24 protein-coding genes are annotated in these 26,945 nt (G+C 62.5%); 17 read left to right on the plus strand and 7 right to left on the minus strand.

All coding sequences use genetic code 11. The features are described from left to right. Window positions 1-33: 33 nt before the first annotated feature. Window positions 34-1,977 carry a 1-deoxy-D-xylulose-5-phosphate synthase gene (gene dxs, locus ACP15N_RS11555; RefSeq protein ID WP_425092422.1) on the plus strand — a complete coding sequence of 648 codons (1,944 nt, stop codon included), beginning with the start codon at window positions 34-36 and terminating at the stop codon, window positions 1,975-1,977. A 65-nt stretch (window positions 1,978-2,042) separates the two neighbouring features. Here the strand turns inward: dxs and idi are convergent, their stop codons facing one another. The 6 genes from idi to ACP15N_RS11585 all read right to left on the minus strand — a co-directional run bounded on the left by idi (window position 2,043) and on the right by ACP15N_RS11585 (window position 8,337). Beyond that, the gene (gene idi, locus ACP15N_RS11560) at window positions 2,043-2,573 is read right to left on the minus strand and encodes an isopentenyl-diphosphate Delta-isomerase (protein WP_425092460.1); all 531 of its coding nucleotides are present in this window, start codon (window positions 2,571-2,573) and stop codon (window positions 2,043-2,045) included. Beyond that, on the minus strand, window positions 2,570-3,751 hold the full coding sequence (locus ACP15N_RS11565) for a geranylgeranyl diphosphate reductase (RefSeq protein ID WP_425092423.1): 1,182 nt from the start codon (window positions 3,749-3,751) through the stop codon (window positions 2,570-2,572). The genes idi and ACP15N_RS11565 overlap by 4 nt, the downstream gene beginning before the upstream one ends. Before the next feature lie 15 nt (window positions 3,752-3,766). Beyond that, window positions 3,767-5,065 (minus strand): BCD family MFS transporter, encoded by a 1,299-nt coding sequence (locus tag ACP15N_RS11570; protein WP_425092424.1) that lies wholly within the window; start codon window positions 5,063-5,065, stop codon window positions 3,767-3,769. Continuing rightward, the gene (gene chlG, locus ACP15N_RS11575; protein ID WP_425092425.1) at window positions 5,062-5,967 is read right to left on the minus strand and encodes a chlorophyll synthase ChlG; all 906 of its coding nucleotides are present in this window, start codon (window positions 5,965-5,967) and stop codon (window positions 5,062-5,064) included. Before chlG ends, ACP15N_RS11570 begins: the two co-directional genes overlap by 4 nt. A 99-nt stretch (window positions 5,968-6,066) precedes the next feature. Beyond that, entirely contained in the window at window positions 6,067-7,497 is a 1,431-nt protein-coding gene (gene ppsR / locus ACP15N_RS11580; RefSeq protein WP_425092426.1) for a transcriptional regulator PpsR, read from the minus strand. 39 nt (window positions 7,498-7,536) lie between these two features. Continuing rightward, entirely contained in the window at window positions 7,537-8,337 is an 801-nt protein-coding gene (locus ACP15N_RS11585) for a cobalamin B12-binding domain-containing protein (protein WP_425092427.1), read from the minus strand. A gap of 281 nt (window positions 8,338-8,618) precedes the next feature. Between ACP15N_RS11585 and bchF the strand changes: the two genes are divergently transcribed. The 16 genes from bchF (at window position 8,619) to ACP15N_RS11665 (ending at window position 26,204) form a co-directional block, all read left to right on the plus strand. After that, the gene (gene bchF, locus ACP15N_RS11590; RefSeq protein ID WP_425092428.1) at window positions 8,619-9,107 is read left to right on the plus strand and encodes a 2-vinyl bacteriochlorophyllide hydratase; all 489 of its coding nucleotides are present in this window, start codon (window positions 8,619-8,621) and stop codon (window positions 9,105-9,107) included. Then, window positions 9,104-10,387, plus strand: a complete 1,284-nt coding sequence (locus ACP15N_RS11595) for a ferredoxin:protochlorophyllide reductase (ATP-dependent) subunit N (protein ID WP_425092429.1) — start codon at window positions 9,104-9,106, stop codon at window positions 10,385-10,387. Before bchF ends, ACP15N_RS11595 begins: the two co-directional genes overlap by 4 nt. Further along, window positions 10,384-11,955, plus strand: a complete 1,572-nt coding sequence (gene bchB / locus ACP15N_RS11600) for a ferredoxin:protochlorophyllide reductase (ATP-dependent) subunit B (RefSeq protein WP_425092430.1) — start codon at window positions 10,384-10,386, stop codon at window positions 11,953-11,955. Before ACP15N_RS11595 ends, bchB begins: the two co-directional genes overlap by 4 nt. Next, a complete protein-coding gene (locus ACP15N_RS11605) occupies window positions 11,945-15,529 on the plus strand; it encodes a magnesium chelatase subunit H (protein ID WP_425092431.1) in 3,585 nt (1,194 codons plus the stop codon). Before bchB ends, ACP15N_RS11605 begins: the two co-directional genes overlap by 11 nt. Before the next feature lie 34 nt (window positions 15,530-15,563). Beyond that, a complete protein-coding gene (bchL, locus tag ACP15N_RS11610) occupies window positions 15,564-16,463 on the plus strand; it encodes a ferredoxin:protochlorophyllide reductase (ATP-dependent) iron-sulfur ATP-binding protein (RefSeq protein ID WP_425092432.1) in 900 nt (299 codons plus the stop codon). Continuing rightward, window positions 16,463-17,146: a magnesium protoporphyrin IX methyltransferase gene (gene bchM, locus ACP15N_RS11615; RefSeq protein WP_425092433.1), complete on the plus strand. Its 684-nt coding sequence runs from the start codon at window positions 16,463-16,465 to the stop codon at window positions 17,144-17,146. The genes bchL and bchM overlap by 1 nt, the downstream gene beginning before the upstream one ends. Continuing rightward, on the plus strand, window positions 17,143-18,591 hold the full coding sequence (locus ACP15N_RS11620) for a PucC family protein (protein ID WP_425092434.1): 1,449 nt from the start codon (window positions 17,143-17,145) through the stop codon (window positions 18,589-18,591). Before bchM ends, ACP15N_RS11620 begins: the two co-directional genes overlap by 4 nt. Window positions 18,592-18,614: 23 nt before the next feature. Beyond that, a complete protein-coding gene (gene puhA, locus ACP15N_RS11625) occupies window positions 18,615-19,385 on the plus strand; it encodes a photosynthetic reaction center subunit H (RefSeq protein ID WP_425092435.1) in 771 nt (256 codons plus the stop codon). 26 nt (window positions 19,386-19,411) lie between these two features. Beyond that, window positions 19,412-20,092: a photosynthetic complex putative assembly protein PuhB gene (gene puhB / locus ACP15N_RS11630; RefSeq protein ID WP_425092436.1), complete on the plus strand. Its 681-nt coding sequence runs from the start codon at window positions 19,412-19,414 to the stop codon at window positions 20,090-20,092. A 13-nt stretch (window positions 20,093-20,105) separates the two neighbouring features. Continuing rightward, on the plus strand, window positions 20,106-20,588 hold the full coding sequence (puhC, locus tag ACP15N_RS11635; RefSeq protein WP_425092437.1) for a photosynthetic complex assembly protein PuhC: 483 nt from the start codon (window positions 20,106-20,108) through the stop codon (window positions 20,586-20,588). A 3-nt stretch (window positions 20,589-20,591) separates the two neighbouring features. Then, complete coding sequence (locus tag ACP15N_RS11640; protein ID WP_425092438.1) at window positions 20,592-20,888, plus strand: hypothetical protein; 297 nt, start codon at window positions 20,592-20,594, stop codon at window positions 20,886-20,888. Next, window positions 20,885-22,009, plus strand: coding sequence for a magnesium-protoporphyrin IX monomethyl ester (oxidative) cyclase (gene acsF / locus ACP15N_RS11645; protein ID WP_425092439.1), 1,125 nt, complete (start codon window positions 20,885-20,887; stop codon window positions 22,007-22,009). Before ACP15N_RS11640 ends, acsF begins: the two co-directional genes overlap by 4 nt. Continuing rightward, window positions 22,009-22,794, plus strand: coding sequence for a putative photosynthetic complex assembly protein PuhE (gene puhE, locus ACP15N_RS11650; RefSeq protein ID WP_425092440.1), 786 nt, complete (start codon window positions 22,009-22,011; stop codon window positions 22,792-22,794). The genes acsF and puhE overlap by 1 nt, the downstream gene beginning before the upstream one ends. A 279-nt stretch (window positions 22,795-23,073) precedes the next feature. After that, window positions 23,074-24,288: a 5-aminolevulinate synthase gene (hemA, locus tag ACP15N_RS11655; protein WP_425092441.1), complete on the plus strand. Its 1,215-nt coding sequence runs from the start codon at window positions 23,074-23,076 to the stop codon at window positions 24,286-24,288. Between the two features lie 79 nt (window positions 24,289-24,367). Further along, the gene (locus tag ACP15N_RS11660; RefSeq protein WP_425092442.1) at window positions 24,368-24,808 is read left to right on the plus strand and encodes a c-type cytochrome; all 441 of its coding nucleotides are present in this window, start codon (window positions 24,368-24,370) and stop codon (window positions 24,806-24,808) included. A 178-nt stretch (window positions 24,809-24,986) separates the two neighbouring features. Continuing rightward, entirely contained in the window at window positions 24,987-26,204 is a 1,218-nt protein-coding gene (locus tag ACP15N_RS11665; protein WP_425092443.1) for a glycerophosphodiester phosphodiesterase family protein, read from the plus strand. A gap of 58 nt (window positions 26,205-26,262) precedes the next feature. Here ACP15N_RS11665 and ACP15N_RS11670 read toward each other — a convergent pair whose 3' ends face one another. After that, a complete protein-coding gene (locus ACP15N_RS11670; protein WP_425092444.1) occupies window positions 26,263-26,811 on the minus strand; it encodes a hypothetical protein in 549 nt (182 codons plus the stop codon). Window positions 26,812-26,945: the final 134 nt, after the last annotated feature.

Here is a 26,945-nt window from a genome sequence, read left to right on the forward strand (position 1 = left end):
CCCGACATCGCGCAATGTTCGCACCAGACCGCGATGGAGGAGACGACAATGACCCAACCCCGCCCAGAAACCCCGACCCTTGACCGTGTCGCCTGTCCGGCTGACCTCAAGGCCCTCAGTGACCCGGAACTGGCGACGTTGGCCGATGAGCTTCGCGCTGAAACGATCAGCGCCGTGTCGGAAACCGGGGGCCATTTAGGCTCTTCGCTTGGGGTTGTCGAGCTGACCGTGGCGATCCACGCCGTGTTCAACACACCCTTTGACAAGCTGATCTGGGATGTCGGCCACCAGTGCTATCCACACAAGATCCTGACCGAGCGCCGGGGCCGCATTCGCACGCTGCGCCAGAAGGGCGGGTTGAGCGGGTTCACAAAACGCAGCGAGTCCGAATACGACCCGTTCGGGGCGGCGCATAGTTCGACCTCGATCTCCGCTGCGCTTGGCTTTGCCACCGCGCGCGATCTGGGGGCGGCCACGGGCGATGCGATCGCCGTGATCGGCGACGGATCCATCAGTGCCGGCATGGCATATGAAGCGCTCAACAACGCGGGGTCCGAAAAACGCCGCCTGTTCGTCATTCTGAACGACAACGAGATGTCGATTGCGCCGCCCACGGGCGCGATGTCGACATATCTCAGCGAGTTGGCGTCAACCGGGCCTCTGCATGCGCTCAAAGACCTTGCTGAAGGGTTCGAGAAAGCCTTGCCCGGCCCGCTGCGCGAAGGGGCTCAACGCGCCCGGCATCTGGTGACGGGGGAACATGGGTCGTCGGGCACGCTGTTCGAAGAGCTTGGGTTCGACTATATCGGCCCGATTGACGGGCATGATGTTCCGCAGCTTCTGCAAATTCTGCGCGCGGCCCGGACAAAGGCGACAGGCCCCGTGCTGATCCATGCCTGCACGGTCAAGGGCAAGGGGTATTCACCGGCGGAGTTGTCGGATGACTGCTATCACGGGGTGGCGAAGTTCGATATTTCCACCGGCAAGCAGCAGAAGTCCGCGCCCAACGCGCCTCAATACACCAAGGTCTTCGGGCAGACGCTCACCAAGCTTGCCGAGAGTGACAGTCGTATCTGCGGGGTCACGGCCGCGATGCCGGGTGGAACGGGCCTGAATATCATGGGGGACCGGTTCCCGGGGCGCGTTTTTGACGTTGGCATCGCCGAGCAGCACGCAGTGACCTTTGCTGCCGGGTTGGCCGCCAGCGGTATGCGGCCCTTCTGCGCGATTTATTCCAGCTTCCTGCAACGGGGCTACGACCAGGTGGCACACGATGTGGCGTTGCAAAAGCTGCCGGTGCGCTTTGCCATTGACCGGGCCGGGCTGGTGGGTGCGGACGGTCCGACCCATGCGGGCGCTTTCGACATCGGGTTCATGGGCAGCCTGCCGAACATGACCGTGATGGCAGCCGCCGACGAGGCGGAGCTGGTCCATATGGTCACCACTGCCGCCGCGTTTGACGAAGGGCCCATTGCGTTCCGCTATCCGCGCGGCGAAGGCGTCGGAACGGACATGCCCGACACTGGACGGGTGCTGGAGATCGGCAAAGGCCGTGTCGTCCGCGAAGGTACGCGGCTTGCCCTCGTCTCGCTCGGGGCGCATCTGTCCGAATGCCTGTCGGCTGCCGAGGAGCTTGAGGCGCGTGGCGTGTCCGTGACCGTGGCCGATGCCCGCTTTGCCAAGCCGCTTGATACCGATCTGATCGGTCGCCTTGCCGACAACCACGAGGCTGTCATCACCGTCGAGCAAGGGGCCCAGGGCGGATTTGGTGCCTTTGTCCTGCATTGGCTGGCCAGCACTGGCCGATTGGATGGCACGCTCAAGGTGCGCACCATGACCCTCCCTGACAGGTTCATCGATCAGGCCGGCCCTGCCGACATGTATGCCGACGCCCGGCTGACCGCGCAGGACATCGTGACCACGGGTCTGCACGTTCTGGGTGTGGAAACGGCGCTGTTGTCCGCAACACGCGGATAACTTTGTCGCAGCAAGCAAGCAAAAAGGGGCCGCAAGGCCCCTTTGTATTTTTTTGCAGGGTCGCGTCAGACCCGCAGAAGCGTTCCGAAGATACGATCTGCGTGTTCCTGAAGGTAGATCCGCAGCCACGGCGTGTACCGCTCCGGGCGGCGCTTGATCTCGGCCGTCAGGTCGTAAAGGTCGATCCACTGCACGTCTGAAACCTCGTCCGGGTTCGGGACGACCTTCAGCTTGCTGTCCGCCTGCGCGATGAAGATATCGACCACCTCATGCTCAATCAGCCCGTTGCCCACATCGGCGCGGTATTCCACTTGGTCGCGATGGGTCGGGTGCAGGCCGGTGATACCCAGCTCTTCATCGAGTCGCCGCATGGCGCAGTCGACGGGCTTTTCGTTCCACAAGGGATGCGTGCAGCAGGTGTTCGCCCAGAGGCCGGGGGTGTGGTACTTGCCTGACGCCCGCTTCTGGATCAGCACCTCGTTGCCGCGCATGACGAAGACGGAGACAGCCTTGTGCCGCAGGCCGCGCTGATGCGCTTCCAGCTTTTCAACGGGCGTCAGCTTCCCGTTGACCCAGGTTGGGACCATATCCATCAGACCGATACCGGCGAGATGATGCCCGATAGATGCGCAAGGTTCTTCACGCCGATCTTCAGATGCGCCAAGGGCCGCGCCTTGACCAGTTTCTTGTTCATGTAGGCCTCAAACGTCAGACGCTGCACATCCTGATCGTGGCAGAGCGATACGAACCTCTCCCGCCGCTCGTCGGACTTGTAATAGGCGTCCTGCATGGCCCCGAGAATGCGAAATACTGACCCATGCTGCTTGAGGAACCCCTTACGCGCCCGCGCCAGATCCTTGGCCTTTCCGGACTTGAGGCAGGCCAGCGTGGCAAGCCCTGCCTGACGCCCGCATTCCATCGCATAATAGATGCCCTCTCCGGAGGAGGGGGCAACAACACCCGCGGCATCTCCCGCCAGTACGACATCCCTGCCGTTGTCCCACTTGTCCAAAGGCTTCAGGGGTATCGGCGCGCCTTCCTTGCGGATGGTCTCACACTCCGTCAGGCCCGAGCTTTCCCGCAGTAGCCGCGTGGCTTCCTTCAGGTCCGTGCCGTCGATGCCGGTGCCCATGCCCACGCTGGCATGCGCGCCGTGCGGAAAGACCCAGCCGTAGAAATCGGGGGAGATGACCCCATCATAGATCACGTCGCACCGCGTGGGGTCGTACTTTGACGGCCCTTCAGGCGCCTTGATGATCTCGTGATAGGCAATCACGTAGGGGATCGTATCGCCACCGGGCACCTCGGCGCGGGCGACATCGGACCGCGCGCCATCCGCGCCGATGATCAGTTTCGTCTTCAGGGACACCTCTTCGCGGGTGGCCTTGTCGCGATAGACAACGGACGGGCCGCTCTCGTCCCGGTCGATCCGCAGGAAGGTGCCCGTGTGCCGGTCAGCGCCGGCCTTTGCCGCGCGAACCCGCAGGAATTCGTCGAAGAACTCCCGGTCGACCATGCCGACAAAGCCGTTCTCGATCGGGATATCGACCGAGCGCGCGGTAGGCGACACCATGCGCGCGGTGTTGATCTTGGCGACCAATTGGCTGTCGGGGATGTCGAAATCCTCGATCAGGCGCGGCGGGATGGCCCCGCCACAAGGCTTGATGCGCCCCGCCCGGTCGATCATCGCAACTTTCCGGCCAGCCCGGGCCAGATCCTCGGCGGCAGTTGCGCCACAGGGGCCTCCGCCAACCACAATCACGTCATAGGTCATTCAGTCCACTCCCTCTCATTCTCCGGGCACCAGCGTCGCGTTTGGCGCCAGCGGGTCGCGGCGCGCTTCGATCACCCGAAGCGCCAACAGTGCGGACACCACGAACAGCGCCGCCTCAAATAGAAAAACCGCTCCGAAAGCGGATGCATCGGTGTCGATCACCCGGCGCAGGATGTCGGCGCTTGCCGCGCCGACCAGGCCGCCGAAACCGGCCGCGATCGCCTGGGCCGCGCCCCAAAGCCCCATGCGGGTGCCTTCGCGCGCGTCGCGGCCTTCACCAGCGAGCTGCATCATCGAACCGATGGCGGCCACGGCAAAGGCCCCATTGGCAAAGCCGAGGAATACGACCGCAGGCACAAGCGGTGCGCCGGGACCCATCTGGCCAAGCAACGTGACAATGCTGAGCGCAGCGGCGGAGGCCAAGCACCCACCGATCACCCAGCTTTTCAAGCTGCCGAGCTTCAAGCCGGTCGCGCAGATGCCAACCGTGACCATCCCCAGGAAAACACCGCCATTCTGGGCCCCGCTGAGCGAGGTGGATTGACCCGGGGTGAACTGGAAGACGAGCCCAGCATAGGGTTCGAGAATAAGCTCCTGCATGAAGTATGCGGTCATCGACAGGAAAACGAAGATCGTGAAATTGCGGGCCTTGCGTTCGGACCAAACCTCTTTCAGGCCATCCAGGAACGGAAGCTTGTCTTCCTTGGGCGCAGGGCAAGTCACCCGCGCCTCGATCCCCCAGACGGCGAGGGCGGTCAGCAGGACGGCGCCCGCACAGACACTCGCGACGATCTTCAGCAGCAATGCAGGGGAATAGGGGTCAAGGAAGCTTCCAACCGTGGCAGCGGTGATTGCGATACCTGCGATCATCATCAACCACGTGATCGTGGCCGCCGCTGCACGACGGCGGGGTTCCGTCGCTGTCGCCAGCAGCGCCAGCAAGGACGTGCCGGATGCACCCACACCAACCCCGATTAGAGCGTAGGCGAGGATCGAAAGGGCCAGTCCGGCGCTGAAATGTGTCTCCATCCGGACAACGCCATAGGCTGCCATCAGGCCCCCAAGCGCGAGAACAGCCATGCCGCCAACGATCCAGCGTGTGCGCTTGCCCCCCGTGTCCGATCTGTATCCCCATTGCGGGCGCGTGATCTGGATCGCGTAATGCAGACCGACCAGCAGGCCCGGCAAGACCGCGGGTAGGGCCAATTCGACCACCATCAGGCGATTCAGCGTCGAGGTTGTCAGTACGACAATCGACCCAAGGCACATCTGCACCATTCCGAACCGCACAATGGACAGCCAACTCAGCATCACAGCGCCTCCAGTCCGCGCAGTGCGAAGGCGGTGACCATCATGCCCGAGACGTAAAACAGCACGCCCGTGCCGTTGTACCACGGCGCGCGCGCCTTGGGGTCTTCAAGCATTTCGCGCATCGCCCAGAACTGCAGGACCAGCAGGCCGGTGACGACAAGCGCGCGGTCCGACAGACCCCAGGCAAACAGCAGCGCGATCACGGCCATTTGCGGGATGGCCATCACGATACAGGCCAGTTGACCCGCCCGCTCCGGACCCAGTGTGACGGGAAGGGAGTTCACGCCCATCTGGCGATCCCCTTCGAGCGCCTTGAAATCGTTCAGCGTCATGATGCCGTGCGCGCCGATCCCGTACAGTATGGCGACAAGGACGATCCGCCAGTCAGGCGCGGCCAGCGTCATCACGGCGACACCCGTGATCCACGGCAGGCTTTCGTAGGACAGGCCCACAAGCCCCGGTCCCCACCATCCCGATTTTTTCAACCGGACCGGCTCGACCGAGTACGCCCAGGCGGCGGCCACGGCCACCACCGTCGCGGCAAAGCCCCAGATCCCCAGCGCCGTCCCGACCAGCAAGGCGAAACCCGACATCGCGAGCGCGATCCAAAGGCCCCAACGCCCCGGCACACGGCCAGACGGGATCGGCCGGTGCGGCTCGTTGATCGCGTCCACATGCCGGTCACACCAGTCGTTCGCGGCCTGGCTCATGCCACAGACGATCGGCCCCGCAAGGATGATCCCCAGCAAAAGCCGCCCCCAGTTTTCAGAGACAGGCACGCCGGAGGCAATCACGCCACAGGAATACGCCCACATCGGTGGGAACCACGTAATCGGTTTGATCAGCTCCAAAGCGGCAGAAGGGTCTGGGGTGGAGCGGGGCTGTAAGTCTAGGCTGACACTCATGTGTCAATTGAACACTACATAGCGAGTCGCAGCAAGACCCGACACGATGTCCAGACAAGTTTACAGTACGTTTTTTTGCGCTGAGGCGCAGGTGTTGCGCTAGTCCTCGCCAGCCTTGTTCAAAAGGCCGTACTTGCGCAGCTTCACATACAGGCTCTGCCGGCTCAGACCGAGCATCTCGGCCGCGGCGACTCGGTTGTTCCGGGTCAGATCGACTGCTGTTTCGATGCACATCTTCTCGACCACATCCGTTGTGGCCGAAACGATGTCCTTCAACGGTGCGGAGCCGACAAGCCCCATGACATTCTGCATCGCCTCGTTCGATACCGGCCCGCTGGTGACCGGCGCATCGCGCACCACATCCATCCGCGACGCGTCCCGAACAACGAAGGCAAATCCGCCATTGGTCCGCGCTTCGACATGGGTGGCTGAAATCTCGACAGAGATTTTTGACCCATAGGCGCTGTCCAGCCGTGTGGAATACACCGGCATCGTGCCGTTACGGGCTGCGTTGTCCAGAAGCACCTTCAGGTCAACGCTGCCGCGCGACAGGTAGTCGGCAAAGGATTTGCCCTTGATGTCGGACAGCTGCCCGACCTCGGTCAGGTTCAGAAATGCCTCATTGGCGCTGCGAATGGTGCCGGTGCGGTCGGTAAAGACAATCGCGTCCGCCCCCTCTCGGTAGAGGATCGTAAGCACTTCGGCCAACTCCTCGGCAAAGACCTCCGGGGTTTCCGGGCCTTCAAGCCTGCACAGGAACGTTTTCTCGCCGCCCGCTCGGAACAAGCGGGGGTGAATTGCAATTTCCTTGCCGGTGCGGCGGATCTTCACCGTCACGGGCGCGCTGGTTTCGGCACTGACACTGGCGCTCAGCTGATCCAGGAGCTCGCCGCGCTTGATCCCCTCGATCTCGTTTCCGAACTGGGACCCGGCAAGGGCATCCGGTTCGGCGCCCAGAACCCCTCCGGCTGCCGCGTTCAGGTCATTGATCCGGCCCGACGCCGCATCGACCAGCACCAGTGCATCGCGGGTCGTGTCCATGATGACCCGATACCGGGTCTGGAAATCGCGATGAGTTTCATAGTCCTTCTCCAGCGCAAGTTGCGCCTTCACCAGCCGGTGCTGCAGCTCCGCCACCGGGCGCAGATCGCGCCCCAGCATCAGGATCATGTCCTTGTCGCCGGTGCGGTGCAGGGTGTAGCGGATCGGGAATTCCCAGTTCGCGTTGTCGAAATGGTTCACTTCGATCGAGTCGCTCGCAGGGACCTCGCCCTTGCTATAGGCCGCCAGCTGTTTTTCCAGTTTCGGCAGGCTGTCTTCGGCCAGGAAATCGCGGATGTTCCGCTTTTCCCAGTGGTCCAGACGCCCGATCGTGGGGTTCAGAGGATTAACGACGAGAGATTGGATCGTACCCTTCAGGTCCAGCACAATGGCCAGATCCGCCGCGGTTGCGACGATTTCATTGAACTGCTCCGGATCAATCCTGGGGGCTGAGCCATCATCCCAGAAATCTCTTTCGCGCGTGTTCATATCACGGCTCCTGTAATGCCACCCGAGGCGGCGATGCGGCTACGAATACTCTGCCACTGTTTTGGTCGTTTCTATGCCACATAAGCTCAATGCCTCTCGGGCATCTGAAGTCGCGTGGTCGGCCCCGGTATAGGCCTTGATATCCATCTCCAAGTCCAAGGCGGGTCCGCCTACGACTATCGGTGTCACACGCAAAATGCCGCTCTTGATTGTTTTGACCAAATCGCGTGTGGATGCAAGCGTCCTGCGGGACGATGCGGAGATACCCACGAGAGCAAAGTTGTGCTTGCGGATCAGACGCAAGATCTCTGCGGGATTGTTGCCAAGGGTCAGGTGTACCAGCACCCCAAGGCGACGGAATTGTTCTGCCGCCACGAAAACACCCAAGGTATGCTGCTCGATCCGCGGAACGATCAGCAGGATCGCCGGGTTTTCCGTGTCTGGCGGCACCATGTCATTGCGTTTGCCGATGGACCGGACAGTTTCCTGCAAACGGGCCGTGCCAATGGTGACATCGGCGAAGCTGAGCTTGTCATGCGCCCACAGTTCACCCATGTACCGGGCGGTGTCGGGAACGACGCTGTCGATCATGTCTTCCGGCGTGACCCCCTTGGACATCACACGGGCCAGGGCATCGTGTCTGCGTACCTCATCACTGTGCAGATAGGCTTCGGTCAACGAAAACAAGCGTGCCATGGGTGTGGAGGCGTTCACGCCCTCGAGTCCGGATGACAAGACCGCAAGCGCCTTGGAGGCGAGAAACTCAACCTCCGAATAGGACAGGTGCACATTCGACCTGTCCGGCGTGGGGCCTTGATCGCGCACTGTACCCTCGCTCACCGCCGTTTCAGGCGGACCCGCTTCTCCCCGAGTCGAAGTGTCCTCCAACCAGTCGCTGTTGTCAAATTTTCTAGACACAAGCTCCCGGAAAGCCGCCAACTCCGCGGCCAGCGACGATTCGTTCACCGAATTCCCTTTGTTTGTAAGATCTTTCACGGCAATCGAGCCCCATATATCCCCATCTCTCTGTCAACTTTCATTGTGTAAGTTTTAGTTGACACTTTCAAGCTCCGAAATGTAGCCTTGGCAAAAGAACTCAGAAATCGGGAGGGAGTCGCGGGATGTCAGACGGTCCGCATGCTCCGAATACTCAAGGCGGCCTCTATACGCCGGAACAACGAAAACGCCGGGACGAAACCATCTGGACGCTGATCCAGGGTGTTTTGGCCCCGCTGCAATTCGTGGCCTTCGCCGTGTCGATCGTCCTTGTGGTGCGATACATGGCAACGGGCGAGGGCTACCTTGCCGCGACCGTGTCCATTCTTGTCAAAACAGCGTTTCTCTACGCCATCATGGTAACTGGCGCGATTTGGGAGAAAGTCGTTTTCGGTCAGTACCTTCTGGCCCCGGCGTTCTTCTGGGAAGACATGATCAGCTTCATCGTGATCGCCCTGCACACCGCCTATATCTGGGCGTTGCTTAGCGGCTCGGTCGGCCCGGAGGGCCAGATGATCATCGCATTGGCGGCCTATGTGACCTACGTCATCAACGCCGGCCAGTTCATCTTGAAATTGCGCCAGGCGCGCCTGCAATCGGAGGCGCCCGCATGAACAAGCCCGCCCAGATCGCATCCTCCGGATGCCGCGAAACCCCGGTCCTCAAGCAACGCGGTCAGCGCGAAGTGTTTTGCGGCCTGACCGGAATCATCTGGCTGCACCGGAAAATGCAAGACGCCTTCTTTCTGGTGGTCGGATCCCGCACATGTGCGCATCTTCTGCAATCGGCCGCCGGTGTGATGATCTTTGCCGAGCCCCGCTTCGGCACCGCCATTCTCGAAGAACAGGATCTGGCAGGGCTTGCCGATGCGCAGGACGAGATTGACCGCGAGGTGGATCGCCTGTTGTCCCGGCGTCCCGATATCAAGCAGCTTTTTCTTGTCGGCTCGTGCCCGTCGGAGGTCATCAAGCTTGACCTCAGTCGTGCCGCAGAGCGTCTGACCCAGAAATACGCGCCCCATGTCCGCGTTTTGAACTATTCCGGCTCGGGCATCGAGACGACCTTCACCCAAGGCGAGGATGCCTGCCTTGAGTCGATGGTGCCCATCCTGCCGGAGACCGAGGCGCGCGAGTTGCTTCTGGTGGGCGCGCTGCCTGACGTTGTGGAAGATCAGGCACTTGATCTGCTGGAAAAGATGGGTGTTGGCCCTGTCCGGGTTTTACCGGCCCCGCGCGCCGATGGCACGCCCGGTGTCGGGCCGAATACAAGGTACGCCGTGTTGCAGCCCTTCCTCGGCGAGACCTGTTCCGCCCTGGATCGGCGCGGCGCGCAACGCATCGACGCGCCCTTCCCCTTCGGCGAAGAGGGCACAACCGCCTGGCTCTGGGCCATCGCCGAGGAGTTCGGCGTGGACCGCGCCACCTTTGATGAGGTGACAGCCGCCCCGCGCGCCCGGGCGCGCAAGGCTGTCGCTGCCGCGGCGGAAACCCTGAACGGAAAGTCGATCTTCTTCTTTCCCGACAGCCAGCTCGAGATACCGCTCGCCCGTTTCCTGACCCGCGAATGCGGCATGCAGGCCGTCGAAATCGGTGCACCCTACATTCACAAGGGTCTCGTTGGCGCGGATCTGGACCTGATCCCCGAAGGGCCGACCATTTCCGAAGGGCAGGATGTCGACCTGCAACTCGACCGCTGCCGCGCTGCGCGTCCTGATATCACAGTGTGTGGGCTTGGCCTTGCCAACCCGCTGGAGGCCGAGGGGCTGACGACCAAGTGGGCGATCGAGCTCGTCTTCACGCCGGTCCATTTTTATGAACAGGCAGGCGATCTTGCCGGGCTCTTTGCCCGGCCGATCCGCCGCCGCGCGCTGCTCAAGACGGAGGTTCCGGCATGAAACTCACCGTCTGGACATACGAAGGCCCTCCGCATGTCGGCGCAATGCGTGTCGCGACGGGAATGAAGGGGCTGCACTATGTGCTCCACGCCCCCCAGGGCGATACCTATGCCGACCTCCTGTTCACGATGATCGAACGGCGCAACCACCGCCCGCCCGTGACCTACACGACCTTTCAGGCGCGCGATCTCGGGTCCGACACGGCGCATCTCTTCAAGGAGGCCTGCCAGGACGCCTATGACCGGTTTCAGCCCGAGGCGCTGATCGTTGGCGCGTCTTGCACTGCTGAACTGATCCAGGACGATCCCGGCGGCCTTGCCGAGACGATGGGGTTGCCCGTGCCGGTCATTCCGCTGGAACTGCCGAGCTATCAACGCAAGGAATACTTCGGCTGTGACGAGACGTTCTTCCAGATCGTGCGCGCGCTTGCCCGCCCTGTGGAAAAGACTGCCCGCATCACGGCCAACATCCTCGGCCCCACCGGGCTTGGTTTCCGGCATCGCGACGATGTGGAGGAACTGACCGGCCTGCTGTCCGAAATCGGAGTCGATGTGAATGTGGTGGCCCCGATGGGCGCAACCCCGACAGACATCACCAAGCTCGGCGCGGCCCATTTCAACGTGATGCTCTACCCGGAGACCTGTGAGGCAGCGTGCCGGTACCTCGAGCGTGAGCTGGACATGCCATACACCAAGGTCGTGCCCATCGGCGTCGGTGCGACCCGTGATTTCATCGCTGAGGTGCAGGCCCTAACTGGTTTGACCGGCCAGCCGGATGAAAGCCGCCTCCGCCTGCCGTGGTGGTCGGCCTCCGTCGACAGCACCTACCTGACCGGCAAGAGAGTCTTCCTCTTTGGCGACGCGACCCATGTCAAAACGTCGGCCCGCATTGCACGGGACGAGATGGGGTTCGAGGTGGTGGGCCTTGGCTGCTACAACCGCGAGTTTGCCCGCGATATCCGTGCCCTCGGCAAGGAATATGGCGTCCCGGCGCTGATCACCGACGACTACCTCGAGGTCGAAAAGGCCATCGAGGAGGCCGCGCCCGAGATGATCCTCGGAACGCAGATGGAACGCCATATCGGCAAGCGTCTGGGCATTCCCTGTGCCGTGATCTCCGCGCCCGTGCATGTGCAGGACTTCCCTGCACGCTACTCACCGCAAGTGGGGTTCGAGGGCGCGAACGTGATCTTCGATACATGGATCCATCCGCTCGTGATGGGGCTGGAGGAACACCTGCTGGCAATGTTCCGCGAGGATTTCGAGTTCCACGACGCCGCCGGTCCCTCGCACCACGGCGGTCACGCGCCCAAACCCCTGGAGGACGCGCCCGCGACGCCAGTCGCCGCCGTGGCCGAGGGCTCGATGCCCGAGGAACCGGCCGCTCCCCTGCCAGCCGACAGCGATGTCGCGGTCTGGCTCGCGGATGCGGAAAAGGAACTCAAGAAGATCCCGTTCTTCGTGCGCGGCAAGGCCAAGCGCAACACCGAGAAATACGCGCTCGAACAAGGCGTCACCGAAATTTCCGTCGACACGCTCTATGAGGCGAAAGCGCACTATGCTCGATAGTACGAACATCTCCGGGCAGGGGCCTTCGCCCCAGCCATACCGGTTCGTGATTATCACGCTGGACAGCCATGTGCTGGGTCCGGCATCCCGGGTGAATGCGGCGCTTGCGGCGGATTTTCCAGGCCTTCAGGTGTCGGTGCACGCGGCAGGCGAGTGGAGCGAGAATCCCGCCAGCCTCGAGGCCGCAAAGGCCGCTGTGGCGCAGGGCGATATCATCGTCGTGAACCTGTTGTTCCTCGACGACCAGATCAAGGCGATCCTGCCAGCTTTGCAGGCCCGTCGCGAGGCTTGCGACGCCATGGTCTGCGTGATTGCCGACCAGCTTTTGGTGAACCTCACCAGGATGGGCGATGTCGACCTGTCCAAGCCCGCCTCCGGCGCGATGGCGATGCTGAAAAAGCTCAAGCCAAAGACCAAGAAGAAATCGGCGTCCGAATCCCAGATGAAGGTGCTGCGCCGACTGCCGAAGATCCTGAAATTCCTGCCGGGCAAGGCCCAGGATCTGCGCAACTATTTCCTCACCATGCAGTATTGGCTCGACGGGTCGGACGAAAACACCGAACAGATGCTGCGCATGCTGATCTCGGCCTATGCCGGGCGCGAAGGCTGGTCGGATATCAAGGCCCTGCCACCGGTCGAGTACCCCGAGGTGGGCCTGTTCCACCCCGGCCACCCCGACAGGGTATTCACTGACCTCGCCGAGGTTCCCGGCCCCAAAACACCCGTCGCCACAGTCGGCCTCCTGATGATGCGCAGCTACGTGCTGAGCCGCGATTGCGCGCATTACGAGGCGGTGATCGATGCGTTCGAGGCCAAGGGCATCCGCGTTGTGCCTGCCTTCGCAGGCGGGCTCGACGGGCGGCCGGCCATTTCGCGGTATTTCCGCGATGCGCACGGCGCGACGGTGGATGCGATGGTCTCGCTGACAGGATTCAGTCTCGTGGGCGGCCCCGCCTATAACGACAGTGACGCCGCGATCGAGGTACTCGAAGGGCTGGACGTTCCCTACCTTGCCGCACACCCGCTGGAGTTTCAGACGCTCGGCCAGTGGGCGAACGCCGCGGGTGGTCTCGGCCCGGTCGAAACCACCATGCTCATCGCGCTGCCCGAGATCGACGGGGCGACGAACCCGACCGTATTCGCAGGCCGGCATGGGCAGGACCGGTGCACCGGATGTCAGTATATGTGCGAAGCGCCCGGTGACACGAAGGCGATGTCGCCCTGCATGGAACGCGTCGATGTGCTGGTCGAAAAGGCCCTGCGCCTTGCCAGATTGCGCCGCAAGCAGAACGCTCAGAAGAAGGTCGCGGTGGTCCTGTTCGGCTTCCCGCCCAACGCCGGTGCCGTTGGCACGGCCGCCTATCTGAGCGTGTTCGAGAGCCTGTTCAACACGCTGACACGGATGAAATCCGAAGGTTACGCCATCGACCTGCCCGCTGATGTCGATGCCCTGCGTGCTGCCGTCCTCGAAGGCAATGCCAAGCAATATGGGCAGGAGGCCAACGTCGCCGCCCACGTTACCGCAGATCACATCGTCGCAAACACACCGCCGCTGGCAATCATCGAACAGGCCTGGGGTCCGGCACCCGGCAAGATCCAGTCCGACGGGCGCGGCGTGTTCGTGCTGGGTCACCAGTTCGGCAACGTCTTTGTCGGCGTGCAGCCGACAATGGGTTACGAAGGCGACCCGATGCGCCTGCTCTTCGAGCGTGGCTTTGCCCCGACGCATGCCTTCGCGCAGTTTTATCTGTGGCTCAAGAACACCTATGCGGCGGACGTCGTCCTGCATTTCGGGATGCATGGCGCGCTTGAGTTCATGCCCGGCAAGCAGGCGGGCCTTGGCGCGCGCGACTGGCCGGATCGGCTGATCGGTGAGATGCCGAATGTCTACCTCTATGCCTCCAACAACCCGTCCGAGGCGACGCTGGCCAAGCGCCGCGCCAATGCCATCACGATTACCCATGTGACCCCGCCCCTTGCCACATCGGGTCTCTACAAGGGGTTGGCGGAGCTGAAGGACAGCGTCTCGCGCTACCGCGGTCTTGAGCCCCACGCCGAAGAGCGCGCGGAACTGGGCGCGCTGATCGCCCAGCAGGCCGAAGCGGTCGATATGGACGGGTCCGACCCGGACACGCTCTGGCTCAAGCTGCTGGAAACCGAAGACGCACTGATCCCGGACGGTCTGCATGTGGTTGGCCGCGCGCCCACCGATGCCGAGATCGAAGAGCACCTGAACGTCATGCCCGACCAGACGCCTGAGTCCCGGGCACGGATCGCGGCCCTTCTGAAACAGGACGGCGAGCTTCAGGGCCTGATGAAGGCTCTGTCTGGGCGCTATATCGCGCCGGTGCCCGGCGGCGATCTGATCCGGTCGCCGGAGGTTCTACCTGCGGGCAGAAACATTCATGCGTTCGACCCGTTTCGGATGCCCACGGCCTTCGCGATGCAGGATGGCGCGAAGCAGGCGGAGTTGCTGCTGGCGACCCATGACACCCTGCCGCGCACCGTTGCCCTGGTGCTGTGGGGGTCGGACAACATCAAATCCGATGGCGGCCCGATCGCGCAGGCGCTGGCGCTCATGGGCGCGCGCCCCCGGTTTGACGGCTATGGGCGCTTGTCCGGGGCAGAGCTCGTTCCCCTCCCCGAACTTGGCCGCCCGCGCATCGACGTCATCATGACCCTGTCCGGCATCTTTCGGGATCTGCTTCCTTTGCAAACCAAGATGCTGGCCGAGGCCGCCTATCTGTGTGCGACGGCCGATGAGCCCGCGACGCAGAATTTTCTGCGGGCCCATGCGCTGGCCTACGCCGCGGAAATGGGTTGCGATCTGGAAACCGCCGCGCTGCGGGTCTTCTCCAATGCGGAAGGGGCCTATGGGTCCAACGTCAACGCGCTGGTCGACAGTTCTGCCTTCGGCGAGGAAGACGAACTGGCCGATGCCTACGAGGCGCGCAAGAGCTTCGCCTACGGCCGCTCCGGCAAGTCCGCTGCGAACCCGGAACTTCTGCAAAAGACCCTGCGTGACGTCGATATCGCTTACCAGAACCTGGAGTCCGTGGAACTGGGCGTCACCACGGTCGATCACTACTTCGACACGCTGGGCGGCATTGCCCGTGCGGTGAAGCGCGCCAAAGGGGGCGAAGAGCCGTCCGTCTACATCGGCGACCAGACCCGCGGCAGCGCCAAGGTGCGCACGCTCAAGGACCAGGTGGCACTTGAAACCCGCTCGCGCAGCCTGAACCCCAAGTGGTTCGAGAGCATGCTCAAGCATGGCCACGAAGGCGTGCGCCAGATCGAGGCCCAAGTCACCAACACACTGGGCTGGTCGGCGACCACCGGGCAGGTCGACCCATGGGTCTACCAGCGCCTCAGCGAGACCTTCGTTCTGGACGACGAGATGCGCAAACGCCTTGCGGACCTGAACCCGCAGGCCAGCGCCCGCATGGCGAACCGCCTGATCGAAGCATTCGAACGAGACTACTGGCAACCCGACGCGGACACGCTCGCTGCGCTGCAAGATGCAGCAGACGAGATCGAGGACGCGCTCGAAGGCATCAACATCGCGGCGGAATGACCTCCGGGCCGCGCGCAAGACAAAGGAACATGACATGAGCCCACTCGACAGAGCTCCCCCCGTCCTCAAGGGCGAAGATGGTGAAGGCTCCGTACAGGTGCATCAGGATGCCTCGATGAAAATTGAAGGCGCCAAGGTTTTCTCCGTCTACGGCAAGGGCGGCATCGGCAAGTCGACGACAAGTTCGAACCTGTCCGCCGCGTTTTCCAAGCTGGGCAAGCGGGTGTTGCAGATTGGCTGCGATCCCAAGCATGACAGCACGTTTACTCTGACAGGCAGTCTGGTCCCCACGGTGATCGACATCCTGAAGGAGGTCGACTTCCACGCAGAGGAGCTGAGACCCGAAGATTTCGTCTTCGAGGGCTATAACGGCGTCATGTGTGTGGAAGCAGGGGGGCCGCCCGCAGGTACAGGCTGCGGAGGGTACGTTGTGGGGCAGACGGTGAAGCTTCTGAAGCAACACCATCTGTTGGAGGACACCGACGTGGTGATCTTCGACGTCCTGGGAGACGTGGTCTGCGGCGGATTTGCGGCCCCTCTGCAACATGCTGATCGTGCGTTGATCGTCACGGCGAACGATTTCGACAGTATCTACGCGATGAACCGGATCATCGCTGCCGTTCAGGCCAAGTCCAAGAACTACTCCGTGCGTCTGGCAGGGTGCGTCGCCAACCGCTCGCACCAGACCGACGAGGTGGACCGCTACTGCGATACCGTTGGCTTCACGCGGCTCGCGCACATGCCCGACCTCGACGCCATTCGTCGCTCCCGTCTTAAGAAGAAGACCCTGTTCGAGATGGAGGATGCCGAGGACGTCGTCCAGGTCCGCAAGGAATACGTCCGTCTCGCCGAGGCGCTCTGGAACGGGACAGAACCGCTGGCCCCCGCGCCGCTGCCAGACCGCGAAATCTTCGAGTTGCTGGGGTTCGATTGATGCCGGCCTATGACCAAACCCTGACCCGGGTCGAAGACTATTTCGACCGCACGGCGACCAAGACATGGGAGCGTCTGACCTCCGATGCGCCGGTCAGTCGTGTGCGCGCCACCGTGCGCGCCGGCAGGGACAGGATGCGCGACATCATGCTGGGTCAGTTGCCCGATGACCTGACCGGCAAGCGCGTCCTCGACGCGGGCTGCGGGGCCGGCCAGATGACGGCCGAGCTCGCCGCCCGCGGCGCAAACGTCGTGGCGATCGACATCTCGCCCAGCCTGGTGGAAATCGCGTCCAAGCGCCTCCCCGAGGCCCATGCACCGCAGGTGACATTCACATCCGGCGATATGCATGACGTGCGTCTGGGTGATTTCGATCATGTCGTCGCGATGGACAGCCTGATATATTACGAAGCCGGGGATATCGGCGCGTCGCTCGCCCGGTTTTGCCCCAGGGTCAGCGGGTCCGTGGTGTTCACCGTCGCCCCGCGCACCCCGTTCCTGATGACCTTCTGGAGCATGGGCAAACTCTTTCCGCGCAGCGACCGCTCGCCGGTCATGATCCCGCATGCGCCGGGCAAGCTGGCCCGCGCGGCGACCGATGCCGGGGCCAGAGGCCGCGTGCAGGAGGTCGAGCGGGTCACGAGCGGTTTCTACATCTCCACCTGTCTGGAGTATCGCCAATGATCGTCACCAAGGCCCAGACCAAACGGCTCGCGCAGCGGTTCCTGCCCTTTGCAGATGCCGCCAGCGATCAGTTGCCGCTTGGGCAGTTGCTGCGTCTGAGCCTGTTCCAGGTTTCGGTCGGCATGGCGACGGTCATGCTGCTGGGCACTCTGAACCGCGTGATGATCGTGGAACTCAGCGTGCCCGCGATGCTGGTCGCGATCATGATCGCGATCCCGGTGCTGGTGGCCCCGTTCCGCGCGCTTCTGGGGTTCCGGTCAGACACCCACAAATCCGCCATCGGATGGAAGCGCGTGCCGTATATGTGGTTCGGCACGCTGTGGCAGTTCGGCGGGCTGGCGATCATGCCATCCTGCTTGCTGGTGCTGGGCGGCGATGTCTATCACGAGGTGCCGTTTGCAGGCGAAGTTCTGGCGGCGCTGGCCTTCCTGATGACCGGTCTTGGGCTTCACATGACGCAGACCGCCGGTCTGGCGCTGGCTTCGGATCGGGCCACGGATGAAACCCGTCCGCGCGTTGTTGCGCTTCTCTACGTGATGTTCCTCGTGGGCATGGGCGTGTCGGCGATCATCATCGGCTGGCTCTTGCGCGATTTCACCGCCATCAAGCTTATCCAGGTGGTGCAAGCCACTGCCGGCGCGACCCTGATCCTGAACCTCATCGCGCTCTGGAAACAGGAGATCGCGCTGCCGATGTCCGCCGAAGAGCGCGCACAACCGCGCCCGTCCTTTCAGGCCGCCTGGAGCGATTTTGCCGCCGGTGGGCAGGCGGGCCGCCTGCTGGTCGTGGTGTTCCTCGGCACGCTCGGGTTCAACATGCAGGACGTGTTGCTGGAACCCTATGGCGGCGAGATCCTCGGGCTGTCCGTGTCGGCTACAACGTTTCTGACCGCCATGTGGGCCGCGGGTGCGCTGATCGGTTTTGCGGTCGCGGCGCGCTGGCTGAAGGACAATCTGAACCCCTACCGCATGTGCGGACGCGGGCTGCTTGTGGGTCTTGCGGCCTTCTCGGCTGTGATCTTTGCCGCGCCCATGAATTCCAACGCGATCTTCTTCGCCGGTGCCGGACTGATCGGCCTTGGCGGGGGACTCTTTGCCGTGGCCACCCTGACGGCGGCGATGACCATGCCGGCCCAGGGTTTTGCCGGTCGCGGTCTTGCCCTTGGTGCCTGGGGCGCGGCCCAGGCCACGGCAGCAGGCGTGGGCGTCGCCCTTGGCGGCACCCTGCGCGATGCGATCAACGCCGCAGTTTCAACCGGAGCATGGGGACAGGCCCTCAACGATCCGGCGACAGGCTACTCGGTAGTCTACCACCTGGAGATCGCGCTGATCTTCGCAACCCTCATCGTGCTTGGACCGCTTGTGCGGATTCGGGCGATGCAACGTAACGACCGACACGAAACAGGGGAGACCGGCAAGATCGGGCTCGCCGATTTCCCGACCTGACGCCGACCAAGAAAGGATACTCCATGGAAGAGACATTCTTCGGCAATTTTGACCTCGCCAGCCTCACGCTCTGGCTGTTTTACGGGTTCTTTGCCCTGCTGATCTACTACCTGCAGACAGAGAACATGCGCGAAGGGTACCCCCTTGAGGATGACGACGGCGAAACCGCCGCCAACCAGGGACCCTTCCCGCTTCCCAAGGAAAAGACTTTCAAACTTCCCCATGGCCGGGGCGAGGTGACTGTCCCCGGACCGGATGTGCAGGCCCGCAAGGATCTGGCGCTCGAGAAGACGGCGGCAGGCAACGGCTTCCCGTTCGAGCCCACAGGCGACCCTATGGTCGACGGGGTTGGCCCGGCCTCCTGGGCGGCGCGGCGCGACGTGCCCGAACTGGACAGCAAGGGGCATCCGAAAATCGTGCCGATGTCGGCGGCCGAAGGCTTTGGCGTTTCAGCGGGCAGAGACCCCCGTGGTCTGCCGGTCATGGCGGGTGACGGCGAGGTTGTCGGCATGATCTCCGATCTGTGGATCGACGAGCCGGAGCAACTGGTTCGGTTCCTTGAAATCGAACTCGACGCTGAATGGGGCAAGGGCAAATGCCTCGTGCCGCGCGAATTTGTGCGCATCGGATCAGACCGCGTGAAGATCAAGTCGATCTACGGCAAGCACTTCAAGAACGTGCCGAAAACCAAGTCCCCGAACCAGGTCACGCTGCTCGAGGAAGAAAAGATCATGGGCTACTATGGCGGCGGTACGCTGTATGCGGACGCCTCCCGCCTTGAGCCTCAATTGTAACGACTACCAAGGAAGGGAGCGGCGCGATGACAGACCATCACGACGATTTCCACGTAGAACCCGTCGCCGGACTGCCGGAACTGCCCCCGGAGGGCGAGACGATCCTGTGGCAGGGCAAACCGAACTGGTGGGCCCTCGCCAAGGAAAGCCTCGCGCTGAAGTGGGTGATGGCGTATTTCGCCTTTCTCGGCGCATGGCGCTCGGTCGCGCTGATGGCCGAGTATGATGTTCTGACATCTCTCAAGGGGGCCGTTCCCTTCCTGATCCTCGGCTTGATTGTCTGCGCGGTCCTGACCGCGATCGCGTGGACCCAGGCCGTGACCACCGTCTACACCGTCACCAATCGCCGCGTGGCCATGCGGATCGGGGCGGCACTGACCATCACCTACAATTTTCCGTACCGCTGGATCGGGGCGGCGCATCTCGACCTGCGCAAGTCCGGGACCGGCACCATCGCCCTCGAACTGATGGGCGAAACGCGGATGAGCTACCTCAACTGCTGGCCGCACATTCGCCCCTGGCACATTCGCGACCCCCAGCCAGCGCTGCGCTGCATTCCTGACGCCGAACGGGTGGCAGAGATCATCGCCGAAGCGGCCCAGACACAAATCGCCCGGCAGGACGCTCCAGACCGCGCCCGCGCCCAAACCATAACCCAATCTGGCGGCCAGACCCCGCCAGCCGCCGCGCCGATGCCGGCTGAATAAGGAGGATGCCAGAATGAACGGCCCTGCAGTCCACGAGTTGATCGAACGAGACAAGGAGATGATCCCGCGCGTTTTGCTGCGCGCGATGCTTGCCCTCGTTCTGATCTGTCTCGCGATCGTCGCTGCCGCGCGACTGACGGACCGGCCCCTGGAGGCTCAGTTTCCAGACATGCCGATCCTCGAAGAGCGTTCGATCCAGATCTTCGGCAAGATGGACGGCTCAGCGGTCGTCTCGTTTGCCGATGGCGCCCCCGACCTTGTGCTGAGCGCGCAGGAGGGCGGCTTTGTCTCGGGCATGACCCGGGCACTTGGCCATGAACGCGGCCTGTCCGGCATCGCCGCGACCGAACCCGTGCGCCTTGTGCGCTACGCCGACGGACGGCTCGCCTTGATCGACGATCTCACCGGCTGGGAAGCCCAGATCATCGGCTTTGGCAAAGACAACACAGCCGCGTTCGAGCGGTTGATGAAAACCCCGGTAACCAGAGGAGAATGACCCATGGGCCTCTTTACCCGTACACGTGAAACCGCCCCTTGCACGGTGAGCATCAGCCACCGTTTCGAGGAACTCAGCGCCCATGTGCGCTTCAACAACGGCGCCGTCGTCTATCCCGGCGACGAGGTGCTCGTGCAGGGCCCCGAGATCATGGCGCCCTACGGCGAAGTGGTCTCCGAAGACCGCACCGCTGTCATCACCCGCGCCAGTGGCCTGGAGCGTCTGTGGACGCGCATGACCGGCGATCTTGAGTTCATTGAACTCTGCGAATTTTCCTTCTCCGAGGAGGTCACCCTATGAACGTCCAGACCAACCCTGAAAAACTCAACGGCCACCCCTCGGCAGTATCGAACCACGGCGTTGTCGATGACAGGATGACATCGGAAAAGGCCACGGATGTGGCCATGCAGGACACGCTGCTGACGCCGCGCTTCTACACCACCGATTTCGACGAAATGGACGCGATCTCGGTGGAGTCGATCCGCGACGAATGGGATCCGCTGATTGCGGAAATGGTCGCCGACCCGAACAAGGGCCACTTCAAGAAGAACGAAGATTGGGACCACGTCGACTGGGACGGGATGGAGCCGGAACTGAAGAAGGAGTTCATCGACTTCCTCATCTCCTCCTGCACCGCCGAGTTCTCTGGCTGCGTGCTCTACAAGGAAATGAAGCGCCGCGGCACCAACAAGGACATCACGCAGCTCTTCCAGCTGATGGCCCGGGATGAGGCGCGCCACGCGGGCTTCATCAACGACGCCCTGCGCGAGGCGGGCATCGCCGTGAACCTCGGTTTCCTGACCCAGCAGAAGAAGTACACCTACTTCCGCCCGAAGTTCATCTACTACGCGACCTACCTTAGCGAAAAGATCGGCTACGCGCGCTACATCACCATCTTCCGCCACCTGCAGGAGAACCCCGACAAGCGGTTCCACCCGATCTTCAAGTGGTTCGAAGAGTGGTGCAATGACGAGTTCCGCCATGGCGAGGCCTTCGCACTTCTGATGAAGAGCGACCCGAGCCTGACACGCGGCAAGAACGTGCTGTGGATCAAGTTCTTCCTGACGGCGGTCTACGGCACCATGTATGTCCGCGACCACCAGCGTCCTGCCTTCCACGAAGCACTGGGTGTGGATACCGACTGGTATGAGCAGGAGGTGTTCCGCAAGACCTCCGAGATTTCCAAGCAGATTTACCCGATCACGCTGGATATCGATCACCCGCGCTGGATGCCGACGCTCAAGAAGCTTGAAAAAGCCTCCCGCGATATGGCGGCGGCCAAGGAAAAGGGCGGTCTGGGCGGGATGCTCGGCAAGGCGTCGGCGGGCGCGCGCGCCGGTCTTGCCTTCCTGTCGCTCTACACGATTCCGGCCATCAAGCATGACGTGCCGACCGAGACGCGTCTGGAGCCTGCCTACTGATGCTCGAAAGCCCGTGGATCGTTGCGCTTTGTGCCATGTTTGTCTGGTGGTTCGCCACCGGCGCGATCCTGTGCATCGTCAAGAACGCGGACCGCCGGGGGCCGAAAGCCCACCTGCGGTCGGTGGTCCTGACCGCACCTTTCGGGCTTCTGGGCGTCTATGGGTTCTCGGCCTCTCTCGGGGCCGAGACTACGGGTACGGTCTGGATGGCCTTTGCCTCGGCCCTGTTGATCTGGGGGTGGATCGAACACGCGTTTCTTGCGGGCATCATCACCGGGCCCAACACATATGACTGCCCACCGGGCTGCTCCGAGTTTGAGCGGTTTTTCCGCGCCTGGGGCACGATTGCCTATCACGAGATGCTTTTGCTGACGGTCGTGCTGCTGATGGCATTTACCGCGTGGGAGGCCCCAAACCAGTTTGGTCTGTGGACCTTCTCTTTGCTGTTCGTGGCGCGGATCAGCGCCAAGCTGAACCTGTTTCTGGGGGTTCGCAAGATCAATACGGAATTTCTGCCCCGTCCGCTTGCGCACCTGCCCAGTCACTTCCACCGCGCCGCGATCAACTGGCTGTTTCCCTACTCGGTGACGGCGCTGACCTTTGCCATGACCTGCTGGTTCGAACGGCTTTATGCGGCGGAGACGGCGGCGCATACCGTCGGCTTCACCTTGCTGGCGGTGTTCACCGGCCTTGCCCTGCTGGAACACTGGCTGATGGTCGTGTCCCTGCCGGATGAAAAGCTTTGGCGCTGGCTGATGCCGGCCGCCAAGGAAAAGCAGGGCTGACCCCCAAGAACTTACGTCCAAACGCCCACGCGCTGGCCTGACGATTCGGGCCGCGCTGGCGGCTGCACCCCAACGCTCGGACGACGCTGCCATAACGATGGCCGCGTTACACCCCCCGTGTCAGGACCGGGGACAATTCGGCGTGGATTTTCATTGCTTTGCCCCGATCCACCGACCAGAGCGCAGCGGAAAAGTGTCAACTTTGCTTATGTAAGTTTTAATTGACACTTTCGGCATCCGAAATGTAACATCTTCTGAGAAGACCAAGTGAGGACGCCCATGAATTTTGACGCCCTTTTCCAGGCCCAGCTCGACACGCTGAAGGCCGAAGGAAATTACCGTATTTTCGCAGAGCTCGAGCGTGAATGCGGCCAGCATCCCAAAGCACAATGCCACGGCGCAGACGGCAAGCGACAGATCACTGTCTGGTGCTCGAACGACTATCTGGGCATGGGCCAGCACCCCAAGGTGACCGGTCGGATGACCGAGGTTATCGAACAATGCGGTGCGGGCGCGGGCGGTACTCGGAACATTTCGGGCACCAACCATCACCACCGTCTTCTCGAAGAAGAACTTGCCGACCTGCACGGCAAGGAATCCGCGCTTCTTTTCACATCCGGTTACGTGTCGAACTGGGCAGCGCTGAGCACGCTGGGCGCGCGTTTGCCGGATGCAATCATTCTGAGTGACGAGCTGAACCACGCCTCCATGATCGAAGGTATGCGCCACTCACGGGCCAAGGTCGTCATCTGGAAGCATAACGACCCCGAGGATCTGGACCGCAAGCTGGCCGCCTTGCCTGCGAACGCACCGAAGATCGTCGCGTTCGAATCGGTCTATTCCATGGATGGCGATGTCGCCCCGATCGCCGAGATTTGCGATGTCGCCGACAAGTACGGCGCGATGACATATCTCGACGAGGTGCACGCCGTCGGCATGTACGGTCCGCGCGGTGGCGGCATCGCCGAACGCGACGGGGTGATGGACCGCATCACCCTGATCGAAGGCACGCTTGGCAAGGCCTTTGGCGTGGTCGGCGGCTACATCACCGGGTCGGAGGCCTTGTGTGATTTCATCCGGTCCTTTGCGTCGGGCTTCATCTTCACAACTGCACTGCCACCGGCCGTGGCGGCTGCGGCGCAAACCTCGATCAAGCACCTCAAAACCAGCTCGATCGAGCGTGAAACCCAGCAGCTGCGCGTCCGTCAGCTTCGCGAGATGCTCAATTCCGCAGGCATCCCGCATCTCGACAACCCCAGCCATATCATCCCGGTGATGATCAAGGACCCGGTCAAATGCCGGATGCTGTCGGATTACCTGATGGACGAGTTCGGCATCTACGTCCAACCGATCAACTACCCGACCGTGCCCAAGGGCACTGAACGGCTGCGGTTCACACCCTCTCCCAACCACTCGGTCGAGGACCTTCAACACCTTGTGACAGCGCTTTCCGTCCTTTGGAAACAGTGCGCTGTCGCCCACGCGGTCGCGTAATCCGAAAGCACTGTTGAACTTATCGTCGGTTTCATGCGTATTACCCCAGCAACCGGTAACCAACCCGTGGGAGAGGAACATGAAACTAACGATGATTGCCGCGGCCGCCGCAGCTCTGTTGGCCGCCCCGGCCTTTGCTGATGGCCACACAGCCGCATCCGGCGACGCAGCCGCTGGCGAAAAGGCGTTCCGCCAGTGCCAGTCCTGCCATGTCGTCCAGAACGAAGCAGGTGATGTGCTCGCAGGCCGTGCCGCGAAAACCGGCCCGAACCTGTACAACATCGCTGGCGCAACTGCTGGTCAGGTCGAAGGGTTCAACTATTCTGACGGTCTCGTCGCCGCAGGCGAAGCCGGCATGGTCTATGACGAAGCGACCTTCGTCGCCTACGTGCAGGACCCGACCGGCAAAATCCGCGAAGCGACCGGCGATGACGGTGCACGCGGCAAGATGAGCTTCCGCGTCCGCAAGGAAGAGGATGCCGTCAACCTCTACGCCTATATCAAGAGCCTGGCCGAGTAATCCCGGGCCTCTTGCACCACATCGGCGCGTCCCTCCGGGGCGCGCCTTTTTTGTGGCGCGCGCGGATCGGCATGACGCCGCGCACGTGCAGGTTGTTTAGAAACATGTCAAGGAACGGTCATCAGAGTGTCATGCAGCCCCCCCTTACTCGCGGCATTGCGAGACAAAGGGGGTTTTCATGCTTCGCACTGTTACCGTTCTGTCAGCTTGTCTGACGGCTCTACCCGCATTGGCGCAGGCTGCCGATGTCGTCGAATTGGGCCCACGCCCGTTTTACCTGATTGACCGCATGGACGAGGGTCCGCTGAAGGACAAGCTGATGTCCTGCATGGGGCAGGAGGCGAAACCGTCCCTGTTTTCCATCGGGCACCGCGGGGCACCGATGCAGTTCCCGGAACACACCGTCGAATCGAACATCGCCGCCGCGCGCATGGGCGCAGGCATTCTCGAATGCGACGTGACCTTCACGCAGGATCTGGAACTGGTCTGCCGCCATGCGCAGAACGACCTGCACACGACCACGAACATCCTCGCCACGGACCTCGCCGATACCTGCGTGACCCCGTTCACCCCGGCTTCCGGCGATGCCGAGGCAACGGCGGAGTGCCGCACATCCGAGATCACGCTGGCCCAGTACCGCACCCTGACACCCAAGATGGACGCCGCCGACAAAACCGCCACCACGGTGGAGGCGTATCTGGGCGGCACCGCCGACTGGCGCACGGACCTCTACTCCGCGGAACCCGCGACGATCATGACCCACGCGGAATCGATCGAGCTCTTCAAGTCCCTCGGCGCCAAGTTCACGCCGGAACTGAAGACCCCGTCCGTCGACATGCCGTTCAACGGCTTCAGCCAAGAGGACTATGCCCAGAAGCTCGTCGACGAATACAAGGCCGCGGGCATCCCGGCCTCGGATGTCTGGCTGCAATCCTTCAACCTCGAAGACGTGCTCTACTGGATCGAGGCAGAGCCAGATTTCGGCGCGCAGGCCGTCTACCTGATGGATGAGTACAATATCGAAGGCTACTCGCCGATGGACCCGTCCACATGGCCCCACACGATGGAAGAGCTGAAGGCCATGGGCGTGAACTACATCGCCCCGCCGACCTGGATGCTCGTCACCACCTCCGAGGATGACGGGATCGTTCCCTCGGAACTGGCCACTGCCGCCAAGGCCGCCGATCTTGAGATCATCACCTGGACCATCGAACGCTCCGGCCCGCTCGTGCGCGGGGGCGGCTGGTACTACCAGTCCATCGCGGAACTGACTGACAGCGACGGCATCATGTACGAATACATCGATGCGCTGGCACAGGACGTAGGCGTCGCGGGCATCTTCTCCGACTGGCCCGCCACGATCACCTACTACGCCAACTGCATGGGCCTCGAATAAGGCAGATTGCACCATGCACCCCGCCACCGTAACCCGTGGCGGGGTGTCCCGCTGACGCTCAGGGCTTGATCGGCTGCACCGGCTCAGCCTGCGCCATCATCATGGCTTCCGCCTCATCCAGCCCGATCGTGGCGACCGTTTCGCCGTCTGGCCCCAGAAACTCGTAAATCAGCCCGTCCGTGACCGTGTTGCTGAACCATGCGATCACATCCACATCGCCGCCGCCCTCCGTATGCGGGGCACCCCCGCCCGGGCGCCGGACATAGCTCGCCGTGGGCCGGATCTCGGTCAGCGTCCCCTCCGCATCGTAGAGCCGAAGCTCGCCCTGGATGATGAAGGTGCTGTAATCGGCGTGATGCTTGTGCAGCAGGATGCGCTCATTGGCCGAGAACTTCGCCAGCAGGTCCACGACGCCAAGCTCCCGATCCACGTTCAGGATGTGATACCAGAGATGGTCGAACCCCTCGATACTGTTCCAGTTGATGTTGCTCTCATCGAAAGCAGCAGCCGCTTCGGTGGCCGCCTCCGTGGCGTTGGCCCCCAGTGCCACGGCAGCGACCGCCGTCCCCATGGTTGCGAGCCCTTCGCGGCGTGTCAGCTTCGTCATGGTGTCCTCCTCAGTGACATGTGTCGGCTAGAAATTGCCCCGGAGAGAGAACCACGCCGCCTCAGCGCATTTGCGAGATTTGCGCAAGTTTTTCGCAAGGGAATCGCAAAATCGGTTGTGAACGTACGCCACGC

This window comes from Tropicimonas sp. S265A (assembly GCF_049800835.1).
Lineage (GTDB): Bacteria > Pseudomonadota > Alphaproteobacteria > Rhodobacterales > Rhodobacteraceae > Dinoroseobacter.

Coding starts and splice junctions, on each gene's coding strand:
- dxs (WP_425092422.1), top strand. CDS start 34: ATGGAGGAGACGACAATGACCCAACCCCGCCCAGAAACCCCGACCCTT.
- ACP15N_RS11565 (WP_425092423.1), bottom strand. CDS start 3,751: ATGACCTATGACGTGATTGTGGTTGGCGGAGGCCCCTGTGGCGCAACT.
- chlG (WP_425092425.1), bottom strand. CDS start 5,967: ATGAGTGTCAGCCTAGACTTACAGCCCCGCTCCACCCCAGACCCTTCT.
- ppsR (WP_425092426.1), bottom strand. CDS start 7,497: ATGAACACGCGCGAAAGAGATTTCTGGGATGATGGCTCAGCCCCCAGG.
- bchF (WP_425092428.1), top strand. CDS start 8,619: ATGTCAGACGGTCCGCATGCTCCGAATACTCAAGGCGGCCTCTATACG.
- ACP15N_RS11595 (WP_425092429.1), top strand. CDS start 9,104: ATGAACAAGCCCGCCCAGATCGCATCCTCCGGATGCCGCGAAACCCCG.
- bchB (WP_425092430.1), top strand. CDS start 10,384: ATGAAACTCACCGTCTGGACATACGAAGGCCCTCCGCATGTCGGCGCA.
- ACP15N_RS11605 (WP_425092431.1), top strand. CDS start 11,945: ATGCTCGATAGTACGAACATCTCCGGGCAGGGGCCTTCGCCCCAGCCA.
- bchL (WP_425092432.1), top strand. CDS start 15,564: ATGAGCCCACTCGACAGAGCTCCCCCCGTCCTCAAGGGCGAAGATGGT.
- bchM (WP_425092433.1), top strand. CDS start 16,463: ATGCCGGCCTATGACCAAACCCTGACCCGGGTCGAAGACTATTTCGAC.
- ACP15N_RS11620 (WP_425092434.1), top strand. CDS start 17,143: ATGATCGTCACCAAGGCCCAGACCAAACGGCTCGCGCAGCGGTTCCTG.
- puhA (WP_425092435.1), top strand. CDS start 18,615: ATGGAAGAGACATTCTTCGGCAATTTTGACCTCGCCAGCCTCACGCTC.
- puhB (WP_425092436.1), top strand. CDS start 19,412: ATGACAGACCATCACGACGATTTCCACGTAGAACCCGTCGCCGGACTG.
- puhC (WP_425092437.1), top strand. CDS start 20,106: ATGAACGGCCCTGCAGTCCACGAGTTGATCGAACGAGACAAGGAGATG.
- ACP15N_RS11640 (WP_425092438.1), top strand. CDS start 20,592: ATGGGCCTCTTTACCCGTACACGTGAAACCGCCCCTTGCACGGTGAGC.
- acsF (WP_425092439.1), top strand. CDS start 20,885: ATGAACGTCCAGACCAACCCTGAAAAACTCAACGGCCACCCCTCGGCA.
- puhE (WP_425092440.1), top strand. CDS start 22,009: ATGCTCGAAAGCCCGTGGATCGTTGCGCTTTGTGCCATGTTTGTCTGG.
- hemA (WP_425092441.1), top strand. CDS start 23,074: ATGAATTTTGACGCCCTTTTCCAGGCCCAGCTCGACACGCTGAAGGCC.
- ACP15N_RS11660 (WP_425092442.1), top strand. CDS start 24,368: ATGAAACTAACGATGATTGCCGCGGCCGCCGCAGCTCTGTTGGCCGCC.
- ACP15N_RS11665 (WP_425092443.1), top strand. CDS start 24,987: ATGCTTCGCACTGTTACCGTTCTGTCAGCTTGTCTGACGGCTCTACCC.
- ACP15N_RS11670 (WP_425092444.1), bottom strand. CDS start 26,811: ATGACGAAGCTGACACGCCGCGAAGGGCTCGCAACCATGGGGACGGCG.